15 protein-coding genes are annotated in these 16305 nt (G+C 60.5%); 5 read left to right on the plus strand and 10 right to left on the minus strand.

Annotation, left to right across the window (positions count from 1 at the left end):
- The first annotated feature begins 43 nt into the window (after nt 1-43).
- The 5 genes from lon to cmoB all read left to right on the plus strand — a co-directional run bounded on the left by lon (nt 44) and on the right by cmoB (nt 5442).
- Complete coding sequence (gene lon / locus EXW71_RS10415; RefSeq protein ID WP_123714736.1) at nt 44-2464, plus strand: endopeptidase La; 2421 nt, start codon at nt 44-46, stop codon at nt 2462-2464.
- Nucleotides 2465-2661: 197 nt separating this feature from the next.
- Nucleotides 2662-3051: a protease inhibitor I42 family protein gene (locus EXW71_RS10420; protein ID WP_123714735.1), complete on the plus strand. Its 390-nt coding sequence runs from the start codon at nt 2662-2664 to the stop codon at nt 3049-3051.
- Nucleotide 3052: 1 nt separating this feature from the next.
- Nucleotides 3053-3709: a lysoplasmalogenase gene (locus tag EXW71_RS10425; RefSeq protein WP_134658441.1), complete on the plus strand. Its 657-nt coding sequence runs from the start codon at nt 3053-3055 to the stop codon at nt 3707-3709.
- Between the two features lie 36 nt (nt 3710-3745).
- Nucleotides 3746-4489 carry a carboxy-S-adenosyl-L-methionine synthase CmoA gene (gene cmoA, locus EXW71_RS10430; protein ID WP_123714733.1) on the plus strand — a complete coding sequence of 248 codons (744 nt, stop codon included), beginning with the start codon at nt 3746-3748 and terminating at the stop codon, nt 4487-4489.
- On the plus strand, nt 4486-5442 hold the full coding sequence (cmoB, locus tag EXW71_RS10435; RefSeq protein ID WP_134658444.1) for a tRNA 5-methoxyuridine(34)/uridine 5-oxyacetic acid(34) synthase CmoB: 957 nt from the start codon (nt 4486-4488) through the stop codon (nt 5440-5442). The genes cmoA and cmoB overlap by 4 nt, the downstream gene beginning before the upstream one ends.
- A 77-nt stretch (nt 5443-5519) precedes the next feature.
- On the opposite strand, the gene tadA is transcribed toward cmoB, so the two are convergent.
- The 10 genes from tadA to lptF all read right to left on the minus strand — a co-directional run bounded on the left by tadA (nt 5520) and on the right by lptF (nt 16033).
- Nucleotides 5520-6017, minus strand: a complete 498-nt coding sequence (gene tadA / locus EXW71_RS10440) for a tRNA adenosine(34) deaminase TadA (RefSeq protein ID WP_134658446.1) — start codon at nt 6015-6017, stop codon at nt 5520-5522.
- Entirely contained in the window at nt 6017-7393 is a 1377-nt protein-coding gene (locus EXW71_RS10445; RefSeq protein ID WP_134658448.1) for a multicopper oxidase family protein, read from the minus strand. Before EXW71_RS10445 ends, tadA begins: the two co-directional genes overlap by 1 nt.
- A 229-nt stretch (nt 7394-7622) precedes the next feature.
- Nucleotides 7623-8366, minus strand: coding sequence for a pyridoxine 5'-phosphate synthase (pdxJ, locus tag EXW71_RS10455; protein WP_123714729.1), 744 nt, complete (start codon nt 8364-8366; stop codon nt 7623-7625).
- A gap of 51 nt (nt 8367-8417) precedes the next feature.
- The gene (recO, locus tag EXW71_RS10460) at nt 8418-9101 is read right to left on the minus strand and encodes a DNA repair protein RecO (RefSeq protein WP_123714728.1); all 684 of its coding nucleotides are present in this window, start codon (nt 9099-9101) and stop codon (nt 8418-8420) included.
- Between the two features lie 192 nt (nt 9102-9293).
- Nucleotides 9294-10196 (minus strand): GTPase Era, encoded by a 903-nt coding sequence (era, locus tag EXW71_RS10465; RefSeq protein ID WP_016978271.1) that lies wholly within the window; start codon nt 10194-10196, stop codon nt 9294-9296.
- Nucleotides 10189-10878: a ribonuclease III gene (gene rnc / locus EXW71_RS10470; protein ID WP_033902449.1), complete on the minus strand. Its 690-nt coding sequence runs from the start codon at nt 10876-10878 to the stop codon at nt 10189-10191. Before rnc ends, era begins: the two co-directional genes overlap by 8 nt.
- 152 nt (nt 10879-11030) lie before the next feature.
- Nucleotides 11031-11885 (minus strand): signal peptidase I, encoded by an 855-nt coding sequence (lepB, locus tag EXW71_RS10475; protein ID WP_123714727.1) that lies wholly within the window; start codon nt 11883-11885, stop codon nt 11031-11033.
- A gap of 5 nt (nt 11886-11890) precedes the next feature.
- Nucleotides 11891-13690: a translation elongation factor 4 gene (gene lepA, locus EXW71_RS10480; protein WP_123714726.1), complete on the minus strand. Its 1800-nt coding sequence runs from the start codon at nt 13688-13690 to the stop codon at nt 11891-11893.
- Nucleotides 13691-13842: 152 nt separating this feature from the next.
- Nucleotides 13843-14922: an LPS export ABC transporter permease LptG gene (gene lptG / locus EXW71_RS10485; RefSeq protein WP_134658450.1), complete on the minus strand. Its 1080-nt coding sequence runs from the start codon at nt 14920-14922 to the stop codon at nt 13843-13845.
- Nucleotides 14915-16033: an LPS export ABC transporter permease LptF gene (lptF, locus tag EXW71_RS10490; RefSeq protein WP_134658452.1), complete on the minus strand. Its 1119-nt coding sequence runs from the start codon at nt 16031-16033 to the stop codon at nt 14915-14917. The genes lptG and lptF overlap by 8 nt, the downstream gene beginning before the upstream one ends.
- Between the last annotated feature and the right edge of the window lie 272 nt (nt 16034-16305).

Here is a 16305-nt window from a genome sequence, read left to right on the forward strand (position 1 = left end):
CCCCGCCCCATCTAACCTGCATACTTACTGATGCAGGTGCCCCATGAGCGACCAGCAAGCCTTCCCTGATTACGATATCAACGACTACGCCGACCCCGAAAACGCTGAAACACCGTCGTCCAACACCGGCCTGGCCCTGCCTGGGCAGAACCTGCCGGACAAGGTCTACATCATCCCGATCCATAACCGGCCGTTCTTCCCGGCGCAGGTGTTGCCGGTGATCGTCAATGAAGAGCCGTGGGCCGAAACCCTGGAGCTGGTGAGCAAATCCGAGCACCACTCACTGGCCCTGTTTTTCATGGATACGCCGCCCGAAGATCCACGTCATTTCGATACCTCCAGCCTGCCGCTGTACGGCACCCTGGTGAAGGTGCATCACGCCAGCCGCGAGAACGGCAAGCTGCAGTTCGTCGCCCAGGGCCTGACCCGCGTGCGCATCAAGACCTGGCTCAAGCACCACCGCCCACCGTACCTGGTGGAAGTTGAATACCCCCACCAGCCCAGCGAGCCGACCGACGAGGTCAAGGCCTATGGCATGGCGCTGATCAATGCGATCAAGGAGCTGTTGCCGCTCAACCCGCTGTACAGCGAAGAGCTGAAGAACTACCTCAACCGCTTCAGCCCCAACGACCCATCGCCACTGACCGACTTCGCCGCTGCGCTGACCTCGGCCACCGGTAACGAACTGCAGGAAGTGCTGGACTGCGTGCCCATGCTTAAACGCATGGAAAAAGTGCTGCCGATGCTGCGTAAAGAAGTGGAAGTCGCACGCCTGCAGAAAGAGCTTTCTGCCGAAGTGAACCGCAAGATCGGCGAGCACCAGCGCGAGTTCTTCCTCAAGGAGCAGCTCAAGGTCATCCAGCAGGAACTGGGGCTGACCAAAGATGACCGCAGTGCCGACGTCGAGCAGTTCGAGCAGCGCCTGGAGGGCAAGGTGTTGCCGGCCCAGGCCCAGAAACGCATCAGCGAAGAAATGAACAAGCTGTCGATCCTGGAAACCGGCTCGCCGGAATACGCCGTCACGCGTAACTACCTCGACTGGGCGACGTCGGTGCCATGGGGCGTGTATGGCGAGGACAAGCTCGACCTGAAACACGCGCGCAAGGTGCTGGATAAGCACCATGCGGGCCTGGATGACATCAAGAGCCGTATCCTCGAATTCCTCGCGGTGGGTGCCTACAAAGGCGAAGTCGCCGGCTCCATCGTGCTGCTGGTCGGCCCGCCGGGCGTGGGCAAGACCAGTGTGGGCAAATCCATCGCCGAATCCCTGGGCCGGCCGTTCTACCGCTTCAGCGTCGGCGGCATGCGTGACGAGGCCGAGATCAAGGGCCACCGCCGTACCTACATCGGTGCCCTGCCGGGCAAGCTCGTGCAGGCATTGAAAGATGTGGAGGTGATGAACCCGGTGATCATGCTCGACGAGATCGACAAGATGGGCCAGAGCTTCCAGGGCGATCCGGCTTCAGCCCTGCTGGAGACCCTCGACCCGGAGCAGAACGTCGAATTCCTCGACCACTACCTGGACCTGCGCCTGGACCTGTCCAAGGTGTTGTTCGTGTGCACCGCCAACACCCTGGACTCGATCCCCGGCCCCTTGCTGGACCGGATGGAAGTAATCCGCCTGTCGGGTTATATCACCGAAGAAAAAGTCGCCATCGCCAAGCGCCACCTGTGGCCCAAGCAGTTGGAAAAAGCCGGCGTGGCAAAAAACAGCCTGACCATCAGCGACGGCGCACTGCGCGCGTTGATCGACGGTTATGCGCGAGAAGCCGGGGTGCGCCAGCTGGAAAAACAGCTGGGCAAACTGGTGCGCAAGGCGGTGGTCAAGCTTCTGGACAAGCCGGATTCGGTGATCAAGATCGGTAACAAGGACCTGGAAAGCTCCCTGGGCATGCCGGTGTTCCGTAACGAGCAAGTGCTGTCCGGCACCGGGGTGATCACCGGGCTGGCCTGGACCAGCATGGGCGGCGCGACCTTGCCGATCGAGGCGACACGTATCCACACGCTCAATCGCGGCTTCAAGCTCACCGGGCAATTGGGTGAAGTGATGAAGGAATCCGCGGAAATCGCCTACAGCTACATCAGTTCGAACCTGAAGTCGTTTGGCGGTGACCCGAAGTTCTTCGACGAAGCCTTCGTGCACCTGCACGTACCGGAAGGCGCCACACCGAAAGATGGCCCGAGCGCCGGCGTGACCATGGCCAGTGCGCTGTTGTCGCTGGCGCGTAACCAGCCACCGAAAAAAGGCGTGGCGATGACGGGTGAGCTGACGTTGACCGGGCACGTGCTGCCGATTGGCGGGGTGCGCGAAAAGGTTATCGCGGCGCGGCGTCAGAAGATCCATGAACTGATCCTGCCGGAGCCGAATCGCGGAAGCTTTGAAGAACTGCCGGAGTATTTGAAGGAAGGCATGACCGTGCACTTTGCCAAGCGCTTTGCGGATGTGGCGAAGGTGCTGTTCTGATAGTGATATAGCGCCTGAGCTGGCCCTTTCGTGAGCAAGCCCGCCCCCTATTTGACCCAGTACATCCTTTGGAATACGGCCGAATCTGGGAGCGGGCTTGCGAAGAAGCCCGTCCAACCGACACAAAACCGCGCCTTGTCACACCTTGTCTCATCTTCGGTTATGCTCGCCGTTCGTCGTAAATGAACGGAGCCTCCATGACCGCTGCCCGCCTGCTACTCCCCTTGAGCCTTGCTCTGCTCGCCGCGTGTGCCAGTGCGCCGAAGCAAAATGTCACCGTGGACAATCAGGGTGCCTGCCCGCTTCAGCTTAAATCCGGGCAAAACCTGATCCTCACCCTGCCAAGCAACCCCACCACCGGCTACCGCTGGGCCATCCAGGACTCCGCCGGCGGCGTGCTGCGCGCCCTGAGCCCGGAGGTCTACAGCAGCGCGGAATCCGGCGTGATCGGCGGCGGCGGCCAGTCCACTTGGCGCTTCCAGGCTTTTGCAGCAGGCCAGGGCCGTCTGCGCCTGACCTCCCAGCAACCTTGGGAACCGGAAGCCGAACCCGCTGAAACGTTCGACTGCGCCATTACGGTGAACTGATATGCCATGGCTGATTCTTGCGCTGATGGGCGCCGGCACCTTTATCTACGGCTTGACCACCCACGCGACGTTATTGTGCCTGCTGGTCAAACCCATGCCGGTGCTCGCACTGCTGGGCTGGCTGCATGATGCGCCGCCCACCGACTATCGACGCTGGATCAGCCTGGGGCTGATTTTTTCCCTGGTGGGCGATGTGTTGCTCGCCTGGCCGGGCGACTTGTTTATCTTTGGCCTCGGCGCGTTTCTATTCGCGCACCTGGCGTATCTCAAGGCCTATTTCAGCGATTGCCGCCGCTTGGCGCTGCTGCCGTTGATCTTGGCGCTGGGTGTGGGGGTTGTGTTGTTGAGCATCCTGATTGCCCACGGTCTGGGGGAGTTGCTGATACCGGTGGTGGTTTACGCAACGGTGATCAGCGCCATGCTCTGGCGTGCACTGGCACGCCTGGGCAGCGACGTGCCGAAACGCTCGGCACTGCTGGCAGCAGCAGGGGCGGTGTCATTTGTGTTTTCCGATACGCTGATTGGCATCAATCGGTTCGTCGTGTCGTTTGAGGCGGCGCCGTATCTGTTGATCGTCACTTACTGGCTTGGCCAGTGGGGCATCACGGCATCGGCTTTCCATCAGACAACCCGCGCACACGAGGGCCAACTTGGCTAAAATGCCGGCCTTTCCCCTATCGTCGCCGGAACAACCGTGAGCAAAGAACCCGATCGCCTATTCGCCCAGCCCCTGCCCCAGGTGCCGGACTTCGCCTTCAACGAGGACGTGGTGCGGGTGTTCCCGGACATGATCAAGCGCTCGGTACCGGGTTACCCGACCATCGTCGAAAACCTCGGCGTGCTCGCCGCGCAGTTTGCCCAACCCAATAGTGTGCTCTACGACCTGGGCGCTTCCCTCGGAGCGGTGACCCAGGCCCTGCGCCGCCATGTGCGCACCGACGGTTGCCGGGTGATCGCTGTGGATAACTCGGCGGCAATGGTCGAGCGCTGCCGCGAATACCTCAATGGCCAGGACTCGATGTTCCAGGAACTGCTGCCGGTTGAAGTCATCGACGGCGATATCCTCGCGCTGCAGTTCCAGCCGGCCTCGGTGGTGGCGTTGAACTTCACCCTGCAATTTATCGACCCCGCCGAACGCCTGGCCCTGCTCACGCGCATCCGCCAGTCGCTGCTGCCGGGCGGCGCGCTGATCCTTTCAGAAAAGCTGCGCTTCAACGATCCTGAAGAACATGCGTTGCTCACCGACCTGCACATCGCGTTCAAACGCGCCAACGGCTATAGCGAACTGGAAATTGCCCAGAAGCGCAGCGCCATCGAAAACGTCATGAAGCCCGACAGCCTCGAAGAACACCGCGAACGCCTGCTGGCCGCCGGGTTCTCGAAAGTCGTGCCGTGGTTCCAGTGTCTTAACTTTGCCTCGTTGATTGCCTTGCCATGATTGATCTGTCCTCCCTCGCCCGCCATCTGGTCGGCACTCCCCTGGCCGTGTGGGCCCAGGGCCTGCAAGCGCAACTCGATAGCAAGATGGAAAAGGGTCATGGCGACCTGGAGCGTTGGCAGAGCGCATTGGATGCGTTGCCTGCCATCCAGCCCAGCGAAGTGGATTTGCTCAATGGCCTGACGCTCGACACCGACTGCGACGACGCCACCCGTGCGCAGATGCGCACCGCGTTGATGGGCTTGAGCCCATGGCGCAAAGGCCCGTTCCATCTGTTCGGCGTGCATGTGGACACCGAATGGCGTTCTGACTGGAAGTGGTCGCGGGTTGCACCGCACCTGAATCTGAAAGGCAAGCGCATCCTCGATGTCGGCTGCGGCAACGGTTACTACATGTGGCGCATGCTCGGTGCCGGGGCCGACAGCGTAATAGGCGTGGATCCCAACTGGTTGTTCTTCTGCCAATTCCAAGCGGTGCAGCGTTACTTGTCCGAACCCAAAGCGTGGCATCTGCCCTTCCCGTTCGAGGACCTGCCGGCGAATCTGGAAGGCTTCGACACGGTGTTCTCCATGGGTGTGTTTTATCACCGCCGCTCGCCGATCGAGCATTTGCTGGCGCTGAAGGACACCTTGGTCAAAGGCGGTGAATTGGTCCTGGAGACCCTGGTGGTGGAAGGCGATCAGCAGCAGGTGCTGGTGCCGGAAGATCGCTACGCGCAGATGCGCAACGTCTGGTTCCTGCCATCGGTACCGGCATTGATGCTGTGGTTGCGACGTGCCGGGTTCACTGATGTGCGCTGTGTGGATGTCAGCGTGACCACCGTGGAGGAACAGCGCGGGACGGAGTGGATGAAGTATCAGTCGTTGAGTGATTTCCTCGATCCGCAGGATCACAGCAAGACCATCGAAGGGCTGCCTGCGCCGATGCGCGCGGTAATCATCGCCAGGAAGTAAGCCCGGCCCGCTTGAATAACTGAAGACCGACATGTGCAGGGGGCTTGCTCCCTTCCACATTAGACTTCAGGTATCGGCTAAATCTGAGGTTTGGCCCGGCGGGCCTTGAAGAATTCGCTGAGCACGGTACCGCACTCCTCCGCCAACACCCCACCTTCAAACAACACTCGATGATTCAAAAAGCCCTGGGTAAAAAACTGCCCCTGGCTTTGCACGATTCCCGCCTTGGGTTCCAGCGCACCGTACACCACCCGCGCAATGCGTGAATGCACGATCAGGCCGGCGCACATGCTGCATGGCTCCAGGGTCACATACAGGGTGCTGCCGACCAGCCGATAGTTGCTGATCGCCCGCGCAGCGGCGCGGATGGCGACCATTTCGGCGTGGGCACTGGGGTCGTTGCCGCTGATGGGGCAGTTGAAACCGCGACCGATGACTTCACCGTCCTGCACCAGCACCGCGCCTACCGGCACCTCACCCAGTGCTGCGCCTTGAGCGGCGAGGGCCAGGGCCTCGCGCATGAAGTCCTGGTCGCGGCTGCGGTCGATAATCGCTGCGGGGCGAATCTGGCGCATTACGCCACCTCGATAGCGGCCATCAGGCCGGTTTCCATGTGGTCGATCACGTGGCAGTGGAACATCCACACACCCGGGTTATCCGCCACCAATGCCACACGGGCACGCTCATTCTTGCCTAGCAGGTAGGTGTCGGTGAAGTATGGGATCACCTTGTGGCGGTTCGAAGCGATCACCTTGAAGCTCATGCCGTGCAGGTGGATCGGGTGCTGGTACTGGGTCATGTTCTTCAATTCAAAAATGTAGCTCTTGCCCTTTTCCAACTTGGCAATCGGGCGGTCGGCGCAGGTCTTGTCGGTGATGTCCCAGGCCTTGCCGTTGATCTGCCACAAGCTCGGTGGTTTACCGTCATCCACCGACACGGTGCCAACCCACTCGAAATTGAAGTTGAGTTTCTCAGCGTTGGCCAGGTCCGGCTCGCTGATCGGGTTGGCAGGCAAGGCCGGTGGCCACTCGGTCGGCGCGTCGGTGTTGGCCACCGAGCGGAAGGTGCCGAGGCGCACCGGGCCGTTGCGGATGGACAGTTCTTCACCCGCCGCAGGCGCCTTGATCGCCAGGCAAATCCGCATACCAGGACCCAGCCAGTACTCCTTGCCCAGCGGGCGCGGCTCGATGGGGTTGCCGTCCAGCGCGTAGATCTGCGCTTCGGCATCGGGAATATTGAGCCGGTAGGTCAGGGTGTTATCAAGATTGAGCAAGCGCACGCGGGTGATCTGCCCCGCCGGCAAATCGATCACCGCCTGGGCTACGCCATTGATGGTCGACAAGCGCCCGGCAGTGCCGCCGCGCGCCGCCTCACGCGGCACGCTGAAGGCAACAAAGGCACCCTCTTCGTCTACGTGCCAGCTTTTCAGGCTCAGGGTGCGTTCGTGCTTGAAGCCGGTGGGCTCGCGTTCTTCGATGATCAAGGGGCCGACCAGGCCACGGCCGAGTTCTTCGCTGCTGTTCACGTGGGGGTGGTACCAGTAGCTGCCGGCGTCGGGTACGCGGAATTTGTAGTCGAAGTATTCACCCGGCAACACCGGCAGCTGAGACACGTACGGCACGCCGTCCATTTCCAGCGGCAGGCGAATGCCATGCCAGTGGATGGTGGTAGCGACCGGCAGGTGGTTGATAAAGCGCACCCGCAGCCATTCGCCCTGGCGCACGCGCAACTCGGTGCCCGGTGCCGAAGGGCCGAACGCCCAGGCTTGGGTCTTGTGCCCCGGTACCAGTTCCACGTCCAGGGGCGCTGCGATCAGCTCGTAGTCGTGCCCTGCCTCAGCCTCGGCGACTTTCCCCAGCCAGTAGCGGTAGGCGCCACCGGCGCCCACACCGACTACGGCCAGGCCTGCAAGGCCACCCAGGATTTGTCGACGGGAAAAGGATCGGGACACAACAACCTCACGTATCTGCCACAGGCCAGGGGCCTGCAAAGGGCAGATACGATACACCTGCAGGGTCTAAACAGTAAGACTTCGCATTGCCGCATGGCCGAAACGCGGGTGAAACCTGTAGGAGCGAGCTTGCTCGCGAAAGACCCGAGGACAACTCGGGGAGCTAGACTTCCCGCGTCATCGTTAACGACCTTCGCGAGCAAGCTCGCTCCTACAGGGTGATCGGCGGTCAGGCCTTGGCGGCGCCCAGGATCAAGGCTTTCATCTCGGCCACGGCACCCTTGAAGCCGACGAACAGCGCATGGGCCACCAGGGCGTGGCCGATGTTCAACTCGTTGATGCCCTTGATTGCGGCCACCGCTTCGACGTTGTGGTAGTGCAGGCCGTGGCCGGCGTTGACGATCAGACCTTCCTTGAGGCCGCAGCTCACGCCGTCAATGATGCGTTGCAGTTCGTCGGCCACTTCGGTCGGCGTGGTGGCATCGGCATAACGGCCGGTGTGCAGTTCGATCGCCGGTGCACCCACACGCCGTGAGGCTTCGATCTGGCGCTCGTCGGCGTCGATGAACAGTGAGACTTCGCTGCCGATCTTCGACAGGCGCTCCACGGCAGCCTTGATCCGTGCTTCCTGGCCGGCCACGTCGAGGCCACCTTCGGTGGTCAGTTCCTGGCGGGTTTCCGGCACCAGGCAGATGTGCGCCGGACGGATGCGTTCGGCGAACTGCATCATTTCTTCGGTGACGCCCATTTCGAAGTTCATGCGGGTTTGCAGCACGTCCTTGAGCACCAGCACGTCACGCTCCTGGATATGACGGCGGTCTTCGCGCAGGTGCACGGTGATGCCGTCGGCGCCCGCTTCTTCAGCGTCCAGCGCGGCCTTGACCGGGTCAGGGTAACGGGTGCCCCGGGCCTGGCGCAGAGTGGCGACGTGGTCGATGTTGACGCCAAGAAGAATGCGGTTGCTGGTGGTCACGGAAGCGCTCCTGAAAAGGGAAAGAAACGCCGCACAGCATACACGGGGTTGTCAGGGCTTTCGAAACAACTCGCGACTGACCAGTGGCCGTCCACCCAGGTGCACGGCCAGGGCCTGGCGCATCAGGCGCTTGGCCGCAGACAAGGCGCCGGGGGCGCTCCAGTCGGCTTCGCTCATGGCCAGCAGTTCGGTGCCCTGAAACAGACCGGGTTGCAGCAGGTACACACGCTCAAGGCCGGCGTCGACTTGCAGGCGGTACATGCCGTCGGCGGCAATGGGTTCTCCGTGCAGGTCGTTGGCGAGTGCAAAGCCGTAGCCCAGGTCGTCGAGCAGACGCCATTCGAAGGCGCGCAGCAGCGGCTCGAGGGGACGCCCTTCGCCGAGCGCCAATAAGGTCGCGGCATAGTGATCGAAGACCGTCGGGTGCGGGTCTTCAGCGGGCAGCAGGCGGATCAGCAGTTCATTGAGGTAGAGGCCGCTGAACAGCGCTTCGCCGTTGAGCCAGGCCGAGGTGCCCAGGCTCTCCATGCGGCCGACGTTCTTCAACTCGCCCTTGCCGCGAAACTCCACGTCCAGGGCCACGAATGGCCGCGCCAATGTGCCCGCCTTACCTCGTGCGCCGCGCAATACCGCGCGCAGGCGACCTTGGGGCGTGAGGAAATCCACCAGGGCGCTGGTTTCGCGGTAGGCGCGGCTGTGCAGGACGTAGGCGGGTTGGCTGGTGAGCTGGGACATGAGACGGGGAATCTCTGAAGAAGGAGAGGCTTCTGTGGCGAGGGAGCTTGCTCCCGCTGGGCTGCGAAGCAGTCCCTTATAGCAGCCACCGAGTCATACCTGAAATAACTCGTCGACCTTGTTGGGGCCGCTTCGCGGCCCAGCGGGAGCAAGCTCACTCGCCACAGCAAGCCCGCCAATCACTACGCCCCTTTACAGGTCGCCGTAGCCCAGGGAACGCAGGGCGCGCTCATCATCGGACCAACCACCCTTCACCTTCACCCACAGGTTGAGCATGATCTTGGAGTCAAACAGCAACTCCATATCCTTGCGCGCTTCGGTGCCGATGCGTTTGATGCGCTCGCCCTTGTCGCCGATGATGATTTTCTTCTGGCCATCACGTTCAACGAGGATCAGCGCATGGATGTGCAGGGTCTTGCCCTGCTGCTTGAACTCTTCGATTTCCACGGTGATCTGGTAGGGCAGCTCGGCACCCATCTGGCGCATGATTTTCTCGCGCACCAGTTCGGCGGCGAGGAAACGGCTGCTGCGGTCGGTAATCTGGTCTTCCGGGAAGAAGTGCTCGTTCTCCGGCAGGTGCTCGGCGATCACACGCTCCAGTGCATCCAGGTTATGACCGTGCTGGGCCGAGATCGGGATGATCTGGGCGTTCGGCAGTTGTTCCTGCAGCCAGCTCAGGTGCGGCATCAGCTCGGCTTTGTCTTCGATGCGGTCGGTCTTGTTCAGGGCGACGATCAACGGGCCGGTGACATACTGCACACGCTCAAGAACCATCTGGTCTTCGTCGGTCCACTTGGTGCGGTCGACCACGAAGATCACCACGTCGACGTCTTTCAACGCAGCCGAGGCGGTCTTGTTCATGTAGCGGTTGAGGGCTTTCTCGCCGCCCTTGTGCATGCCGGGGGTGTCGACGTAGACCGCTTGCACGTTGCCTTCGGTCTTGATGCCCAGCATGTTGTGGCGGGTAGTCTGCGGCTTGCGCGAGGTGATCGCGAGCTTCTGGCCGAGGATGTGGTTCAGCAACGTGGACTTGCCCACGTTCGGGCGGCCAACGATGGCAACATAGCCACAGCGTGTTGCGGTTGAATCAGTCATGGCCATTCTCCACGCCCAGGGCAATCAGTGCTGCAGCGGCCGCTACCTGTTCGGCAATACGACGGCTCACACCCTGGCCTCGGCTTTTTTCGTTCAGTAAGGTGATTTCACATTCCACGAAGAATACGCGGCAATGGGGCTCACCCTGGATATCCACCACTTCGTAGCGTGGCAGTTCGCAACCGCGCGACTGCAGAAACTCCTGCAAGCGGGTCTTGGGGTCTTTGTTGGTGTCGACCAGCGTCAGGCTCTCGATCTCGGAGGTCAGCCAGGCAGTGACGCGCTCCTTCGCCGCTTCCATGCCGGCATCGAGGTAGATCGCACCGATCAACGCCTCAAGGGCATCGGCCAGGATCGACTCGCGGCGGAAACCGCCACTTTTCAATTCACCGGAACCCAGGCGCAGGTATTCACCCAGGCCAAAACCACGGGCCAGCACGGCCAGGGTTTCGCCTTTCACTAGTCGTGCGCGAAGACGCGACAGCTGGCCTTCACGGGCTTGCGGGAAGCGCTCGAACAGCGCCTCACCGGCAACGAAATTGAGGATGGCATCACCGAGGAATTCCAGGCGCTCGTTATTACGCCCTGCAAAGCTGCGGTGTGTGAGGGCAAGGACCATCAATTCCTGGTCCTTGAAGGTGTAGCCGAGCTGGCGCTCGAGACGACTTAGAGAAACGGTCACGGTTTATCCATATCTAGTTGGTGGCACCGGCGGCCATCGACGATTGACGCAGTGTTCAAATTCAAATCCTGATTGGTATTGCATGAGGCCGGGCCAATGATTGTCCCAACCCCAGAAAAGCATTCGGCGCTGTGTGAACAGCGCCGCCTGTATTACTTGATCAGCCCGACCCGCGAGAAGTTCGGCAGGTGGCTGAGTTTGGGTTCCGGCCAACTCATCCAGACCGCAAAGGCCTTGCCGACAATGTTTTCGTCGGGAACCATGCCCAGCAAGTCCTTGGGAATGCTGGGGTCATCCCAGTAGCGGCTGTCGTTGGAGTTGTCCCGGTTGTCACCCATCATGAAGTAGTGACCGGCCGGCACTTTCCACTGGCCATCAGGCATCGCACGGTAGCGGCTCATTTCCTTGCGGATTTCGTGCTCCACCGTACCGAGCTTTTCCTGGTACAGCTCGGCGCTGCCCAAGGTATTCGGCTCGGTGCCGATCAGCTTCTCGGCCACCGACTCACCGTTGACGAACAGGCGCTTGTCGCTGGTGTAGCGAATCACGTCGCCCGGCAGGCCCACTACACGCTTGATGTAGTTGACGTTCGGGTCGCTTGGGTAGCGGAACACCATGACATCGCCGCGCTGCGGATCACCCACCTGGATGACTTTCTTGTCGATCACCGGCAGGCGGATCCCGTAGGAAAACTTGTTCACCAGGATGAAGTCGCCGACATCCAGGGTAGGTTTCATCGACCCCGACGGGATCTGAAACGGCTCCACCAGGAACGAGCGCAACACCAGCACGATGAACAGCACCGGGAAGAACGATTTGCCGTATTCAACCAGCAAAGGTTCTTTGTTCAACTTTTCGACCACCACCGCATCGGGCTGGCTGACGCTACCCTGATAGGAGGCGATGGCCGCCCGCCGACGCGGGGCGAAGAACACCAGATCGAGCAACGCCAGGAGACCGCAAACGGCAACGGCGATGACCAGCAACAGCGGGAAATTTAGCGACATAGGACCTAACTATCCAACCTGAGCACCGCAAGGAAGGCTTCTTGTGGAACTTCCACGTTACCTACTTGCTTCATGCGTTTTTTACCGGCCTTTTGCTTCTCAAGCAGCTTGCGCTTACGGCTTACGTCACCGCCGTAGCATTTGGCCAGTACGTTCTTTCTGAGAGCCTTGACGGAGGTCCGCGCAATGATCTGCCCGCCGATGGCGGCCTGGATCGCGACGTCGAACATCTGGCGCGGAATCAGTTCTTTCATCTTCTCGGTCAACTGCCGACCTTTGTAATGCGCATTATCCTTGTGCACGATCAATGCCAGTGCATCTACCTTGTCGCCGTTGATCAGCACATCCAGTTTCACCAGATTAGCCGATTGGTAACGATCGAAATGGTAATCCAGCGAAGCATAGCCACGACTGGTGGATTTGAGGCGGTCGAAGAAGTCCAGGACCACTTCGTTCATCGGCATATCGTAGGTCACTTGCACCTGGGTACCGAGGAACAGCATGTCGCGCTGGACGCCACGCTTCTCGATGCACAACGTGATGACGTTGCCCAAATGCTCCTGCGGAACCAGGATATTGGCCCGCACGATAGGCTCGCGCATGTCTTCGATCGCCGACAGATCCGGGAGCTTGGACGGGTTGTCGACGTAAATCGTTTCACCGGTTTTCAGCAACAGCTCAAAAATAACGGTGGGCGCAGTGGTGATCAGGTCCAGGTCGTATTCGCGCTCGAGGCGCTCCTGGATGATTTCCATGTGCAGCATGCCCAGGAAGCCGCAACGGAAGCCGAAGCCCAGGGCGTCGGAGCTTTCCGGGGTGTACTGCAAGGACGAGTCGTTGAGGGTCAGCTTTTGCAGGGCTTCGCGGAAATCTTCGAAGTCGTCGGAGCTGACCGGGAACAGACCGGCGTAGACCTGTGGCTGAATGCGCTTGAAGCCCGGCAGCACGTCGACATCCGGCGTGCTGCTCAAGGTCAGCGTGTCACCCACCGGCGCACCGTGGATGTCCTTGATGCCGGCGATGATGAAGCCTACTTCACCGGCTTTCAGATCGACGGTCGCGGTGTGTTTCGGATTGAATACACCGACGCTGTCCACCAGGTGGATCTTGCCGGTGGACTTGACCAGGATCTTGTCACCCTTCCTCACGCGACCGTGGCGAACGCGGACCAGGGAAACGACGCCCAGGTAGTTGTCGAACCAGGAGTCGATGATCAACGCTTGCAGCGGATCTTCGATGTTGCCGGTCGGGGCGGGAATGGTCTGCACCAGGCGTTCGAGCACTTCGTCGACACCCAGGCCGGTCTTGGCGCTGCAGGTGACGGCGTCGGTGGCGTCGATGCCGATGATCTTCTCGATCTCTTCCTTGACGCGTTCAGGCTCGGCCTGGGGCAAGTCGATCTTGTTCAGCACGGGCATGACTTCCAGGCCCTGCTCGATTGCGGTGTAGCAGTTGGCAACCGACTGTGCTTCAACGCCCTGGCCGGCGTCGACCACCAGCAAGGCACCTTCACAGGCCGCCAGGGAACGGCTGACTTCGTAGGTGAAGTCGACGTGGCCTGGGGTGTCGATGAAGTTCAACTGGTAGGTAATGCCGTCTTTGGCCTTGTAGTACAAGGTAACGCTGTGGGCCTTGATGGTGATCCCGCGCTCGCGTTCGAGGTCCATGGAGTCCAGTACCTGGGCTTCCATTTCACGCTCGGCAAGGCCGCCGCACATCTGGATGAATCGATCGGCCAGCGTCGACTTGCCATGGTCAATGTGGGCGATGATGGAGAAATTGCGGATATGACTCAAATCACTCACGGGTCAACACTCAAAAAGGCTGCAGGCAGATTGCCCGCTGAAAAATAGCCGGGAATTGTACCTGATGCTCAGGCCAGACGTCATCTTTGCTGACCAGAACAAAAATGCCCCGATCTACCGAACGGGGCATTTTTTTGTTCATATGCGCGGTATCAACCAGCCCGTCGCAGCAGCCAGAACCCGGCCACGGCGCAGATTGCCGTCGGTACCAGCACCGCAAACAGCGGAGAAAAGCCGAACACCAGGCTCGATGGGCCAAGCAGATCCTGGGCGATACGGAACGTGAAGCCTACCAGCACGCCGGTGAATACCCGCTGACCAAGGGTCACGGAACGCAACGGACCAAAGATGAAGGAAATCGCCATCAAGACCAACGCAGCGGTGACCACCGGTTGCAGCACCTTGACCCAGAACGCCAGCCAGTAGCGGCCGTTATTGAGGCCCTGGTCCTTGAGGTAGTGGATATAGCTCCACAAACCGGAGATTGGCAGGGCTTCCGGGATCATCACCACGGTATTGAGCAATTCCGGCTTCAGAGCGATATCCCATGGCTCGGAGGCCACATTGATCACTTCGGTGCTGGCCTTGGTGCCTTGGCCCACATTGCGGAAATAGGTAGTAGTGACCTCACTCAACTCCCACTTCTCGGCACTGTACTGCGCACGCTTGGCAAAGCTGGAGGTCAGCATGTGCCGCTCTTTGTCGAACGTATAGCGCGTCACGCCAATCAGCAGGCCGCCCGGCTGCACGGCGTTGATATGGATGAATTCATCACCCTGGCGATGCCACAGGCCGTGCTTGGCGCTCTGTGCATCCCCCGAGCCCTGGGCCAGGGCGCGGTTGGCCTGGGCGGTGGCTTCGGCCGGTGGCGCCACGTATTCGCCGACAAGCACGCTGCAAGCCATCAGCAGGAGCATGGGCTTCATCACCGCCCAGACGATACGGCCGATGGACACACCGGCGGCGCGCATGATGGTCAGTTCGCTGCTGCTGGCCAGGCCACCCAGACCAATGAGGCAGCCGATCAACGCGGCCATCGGCATCATGTCGTAGACACGACGAGGCGCGGTCAGTGCCACGTAGCTCAATACGTCCGTGACGGTGTAGGTATCGGTGACGTTGCCCACTTCATCGATGAAGGCAAACAACGAGGCCAGGCCAAGGATGATACCCAATACCGCCAGAATGGCGATCAGTACGCTGCTACCTATATAGCGATCAAGCTTAGCCACGGGCCAACTCCTTCAGGCCACGACGGCTCTTCATTTTCAAACGGATAGGCTCCCAGTAGAGCAGTCCCAGGCCGATGACCAGGAATATCCCGTGCACCCACCACAAGCCCAGGACGGGCGACAACTTGCCCTTCTCCAGGGAACCACGGGCGGAAATCAGGATAGTCAGGTAGGCCATGTACAGCAGGATCGCCGGCAACAGCTTGAGGAAGCGGCCCTGGCGCGGATTGACCCGCGACAGCGGCACGGCCATCAAGGTCACGATGAACACCAGCAGCGGCAGGGAAATCCGCCATTGCAACTCGGCGATGGAGCGCAGCTCCTGGCTGCCGAGCAGCGACGAGGTCGGCAGCGCATCGCGGTCGGTCACTTCTTCACTGATTTCAGGCTTGGCCAGCATCACACCATAAGTGTCGTACTTGATCGCACGATAATTCGCCAGGCCAGGGCTGCCGTCATAACGATAGCCATTTTCCAGGATCAGGTAGCGGCTGCCATCAGGACGTACTTCCTGGTGCCCGCTGTTGGCCACCAGAATCGAAATGCCACGGTCTTTCTGGTTCTCACCGAGGTTTTTCTGGGAAATGAACACCCCACCGAGATTGGAACGGTCATCGGTCATGGTTTCGGTATAAGTCACCCGCGTACCGTCGTTGAGCGCCTGAAAGCGCCCGGGTTCCAGGGTGTCGAACTCGGTCATCGCGTCCTGCTTGTTCAGCAGCAACTGGAACTGCATGGCGCCCTGGGGAGCAAGGCTCATGCTCAACCATGCCACCACCAGGGCGACGCTGGCGGCCGGCACCATGGTCATGGCCAGCAGACGTTGCTGGCTCATGCCGGTGGCCGAGAGTACGGTCATTTCACTTTCGAGGTACAACCGGCCGTAGGCCAGCAGAATGCCGAGGAACAGGCCAAGCGGCAGGATCAGTTGCAAGAAACCCGGCAGGCGAAAGCCCATGATCAGGAACAACGAGCCCGGGTCCAAAGCACCCGAAGCGGCCTGGGCCAGGAATTTGACGAAACGACCACTCATGGTGATGACCAGCAAGACCGCACTCACGGCACTCAGGGTCAACAGGACTTCGCGGGACAGATAACGGAAGACGATCAAACCAGACACTCCAGGGTTGTCAGGCTAAGGCGGCCAAACAAGCAAGCATAACGAGTCGACCCGTTTACACGGGCCGGCTAAAAAGATTGCGCATTATCCTGTGATTGACCGCGCCTGTCACTGAGCTTGCTCATGCGCGTGCACAAAGCACATGGCAAGGGTTGTCAGGTTCCGTCGGCGAGGTTCAAACTGCGGCCTTTGCCGCTGGCGGTTTACAAAGCCGCCAGGCTTTAAAGCCTGTGTACAGACCTCAGGCTCACAGACCTTCATAA

Source organism: Pseudomonas sp. BCA17, assembly GCF_004519405.1.
In the GTDB taxonomy this organism is placed as follows: domain Bacteria; phylum Pseudomonadota; class Gammaproteobacteria; order Pseudomonadales; family Pseudomonadaceae; genus Aquipseudomonas.

Excerpts from the sequence above, each read along its gene's own strand:
- lon (WP_123714736.1), top strand. The coding sequence starts at position 44 with ATGAGCGACCAGCAAGCCTTCCCTGATTACGATATCAACGACTACGCC.
- EXW71_RS10420 (WP_123714735.1), top strand. The coding sequence starts at position 2,662 with ATGACCGCTGCCCGCCTGCTACTCCCCTTGAGCCTTGCTCTGCTCGCC.
- EXW71_RS10425 (WP_134658441.1), top strand. The coding sequence starts at position 3,053 with ATGCCATGGCTGATTCTTGCGCTGATGGGCGCCGGCACCTTTATCTAC.
- cmoB (WP_134658444.1), top strand. The coding sequence starts at position 4,486 with ATGATTGATCTGTCCTCCCTCGCCCGCCATCTGGTCGGCACTCCCCTG.
- tadA (WP_134658446.1), bottom strand. The coding sequence starts at position 6,017 with ATGCGCCAGATTCGCCCCGCAGCGATTATCGACCGCAGCCGCGACCAG.
- recO (WP_123714728.1), bottom strand. The coding sequence starts at position 9,101 with ATGTCCCAGCTCACCAGCCAACCCGCCTACGTCCTGCACAGCCGCGCC.
- era (WP_016978271.1), bottom strand. The coding sequence starts at position 10,196 with ATGACTGATTCAACCGCAACACGCTGTGGCTATGTTGCCATCGTTGGC.
- lepB (WP_123714727.1), bottom strand. The coding sequence starts at position 11,885 with ATGTCGCTAAATTTCCCGCTGTTGCTGGTCATCGCCGTTGCCGTTTGC.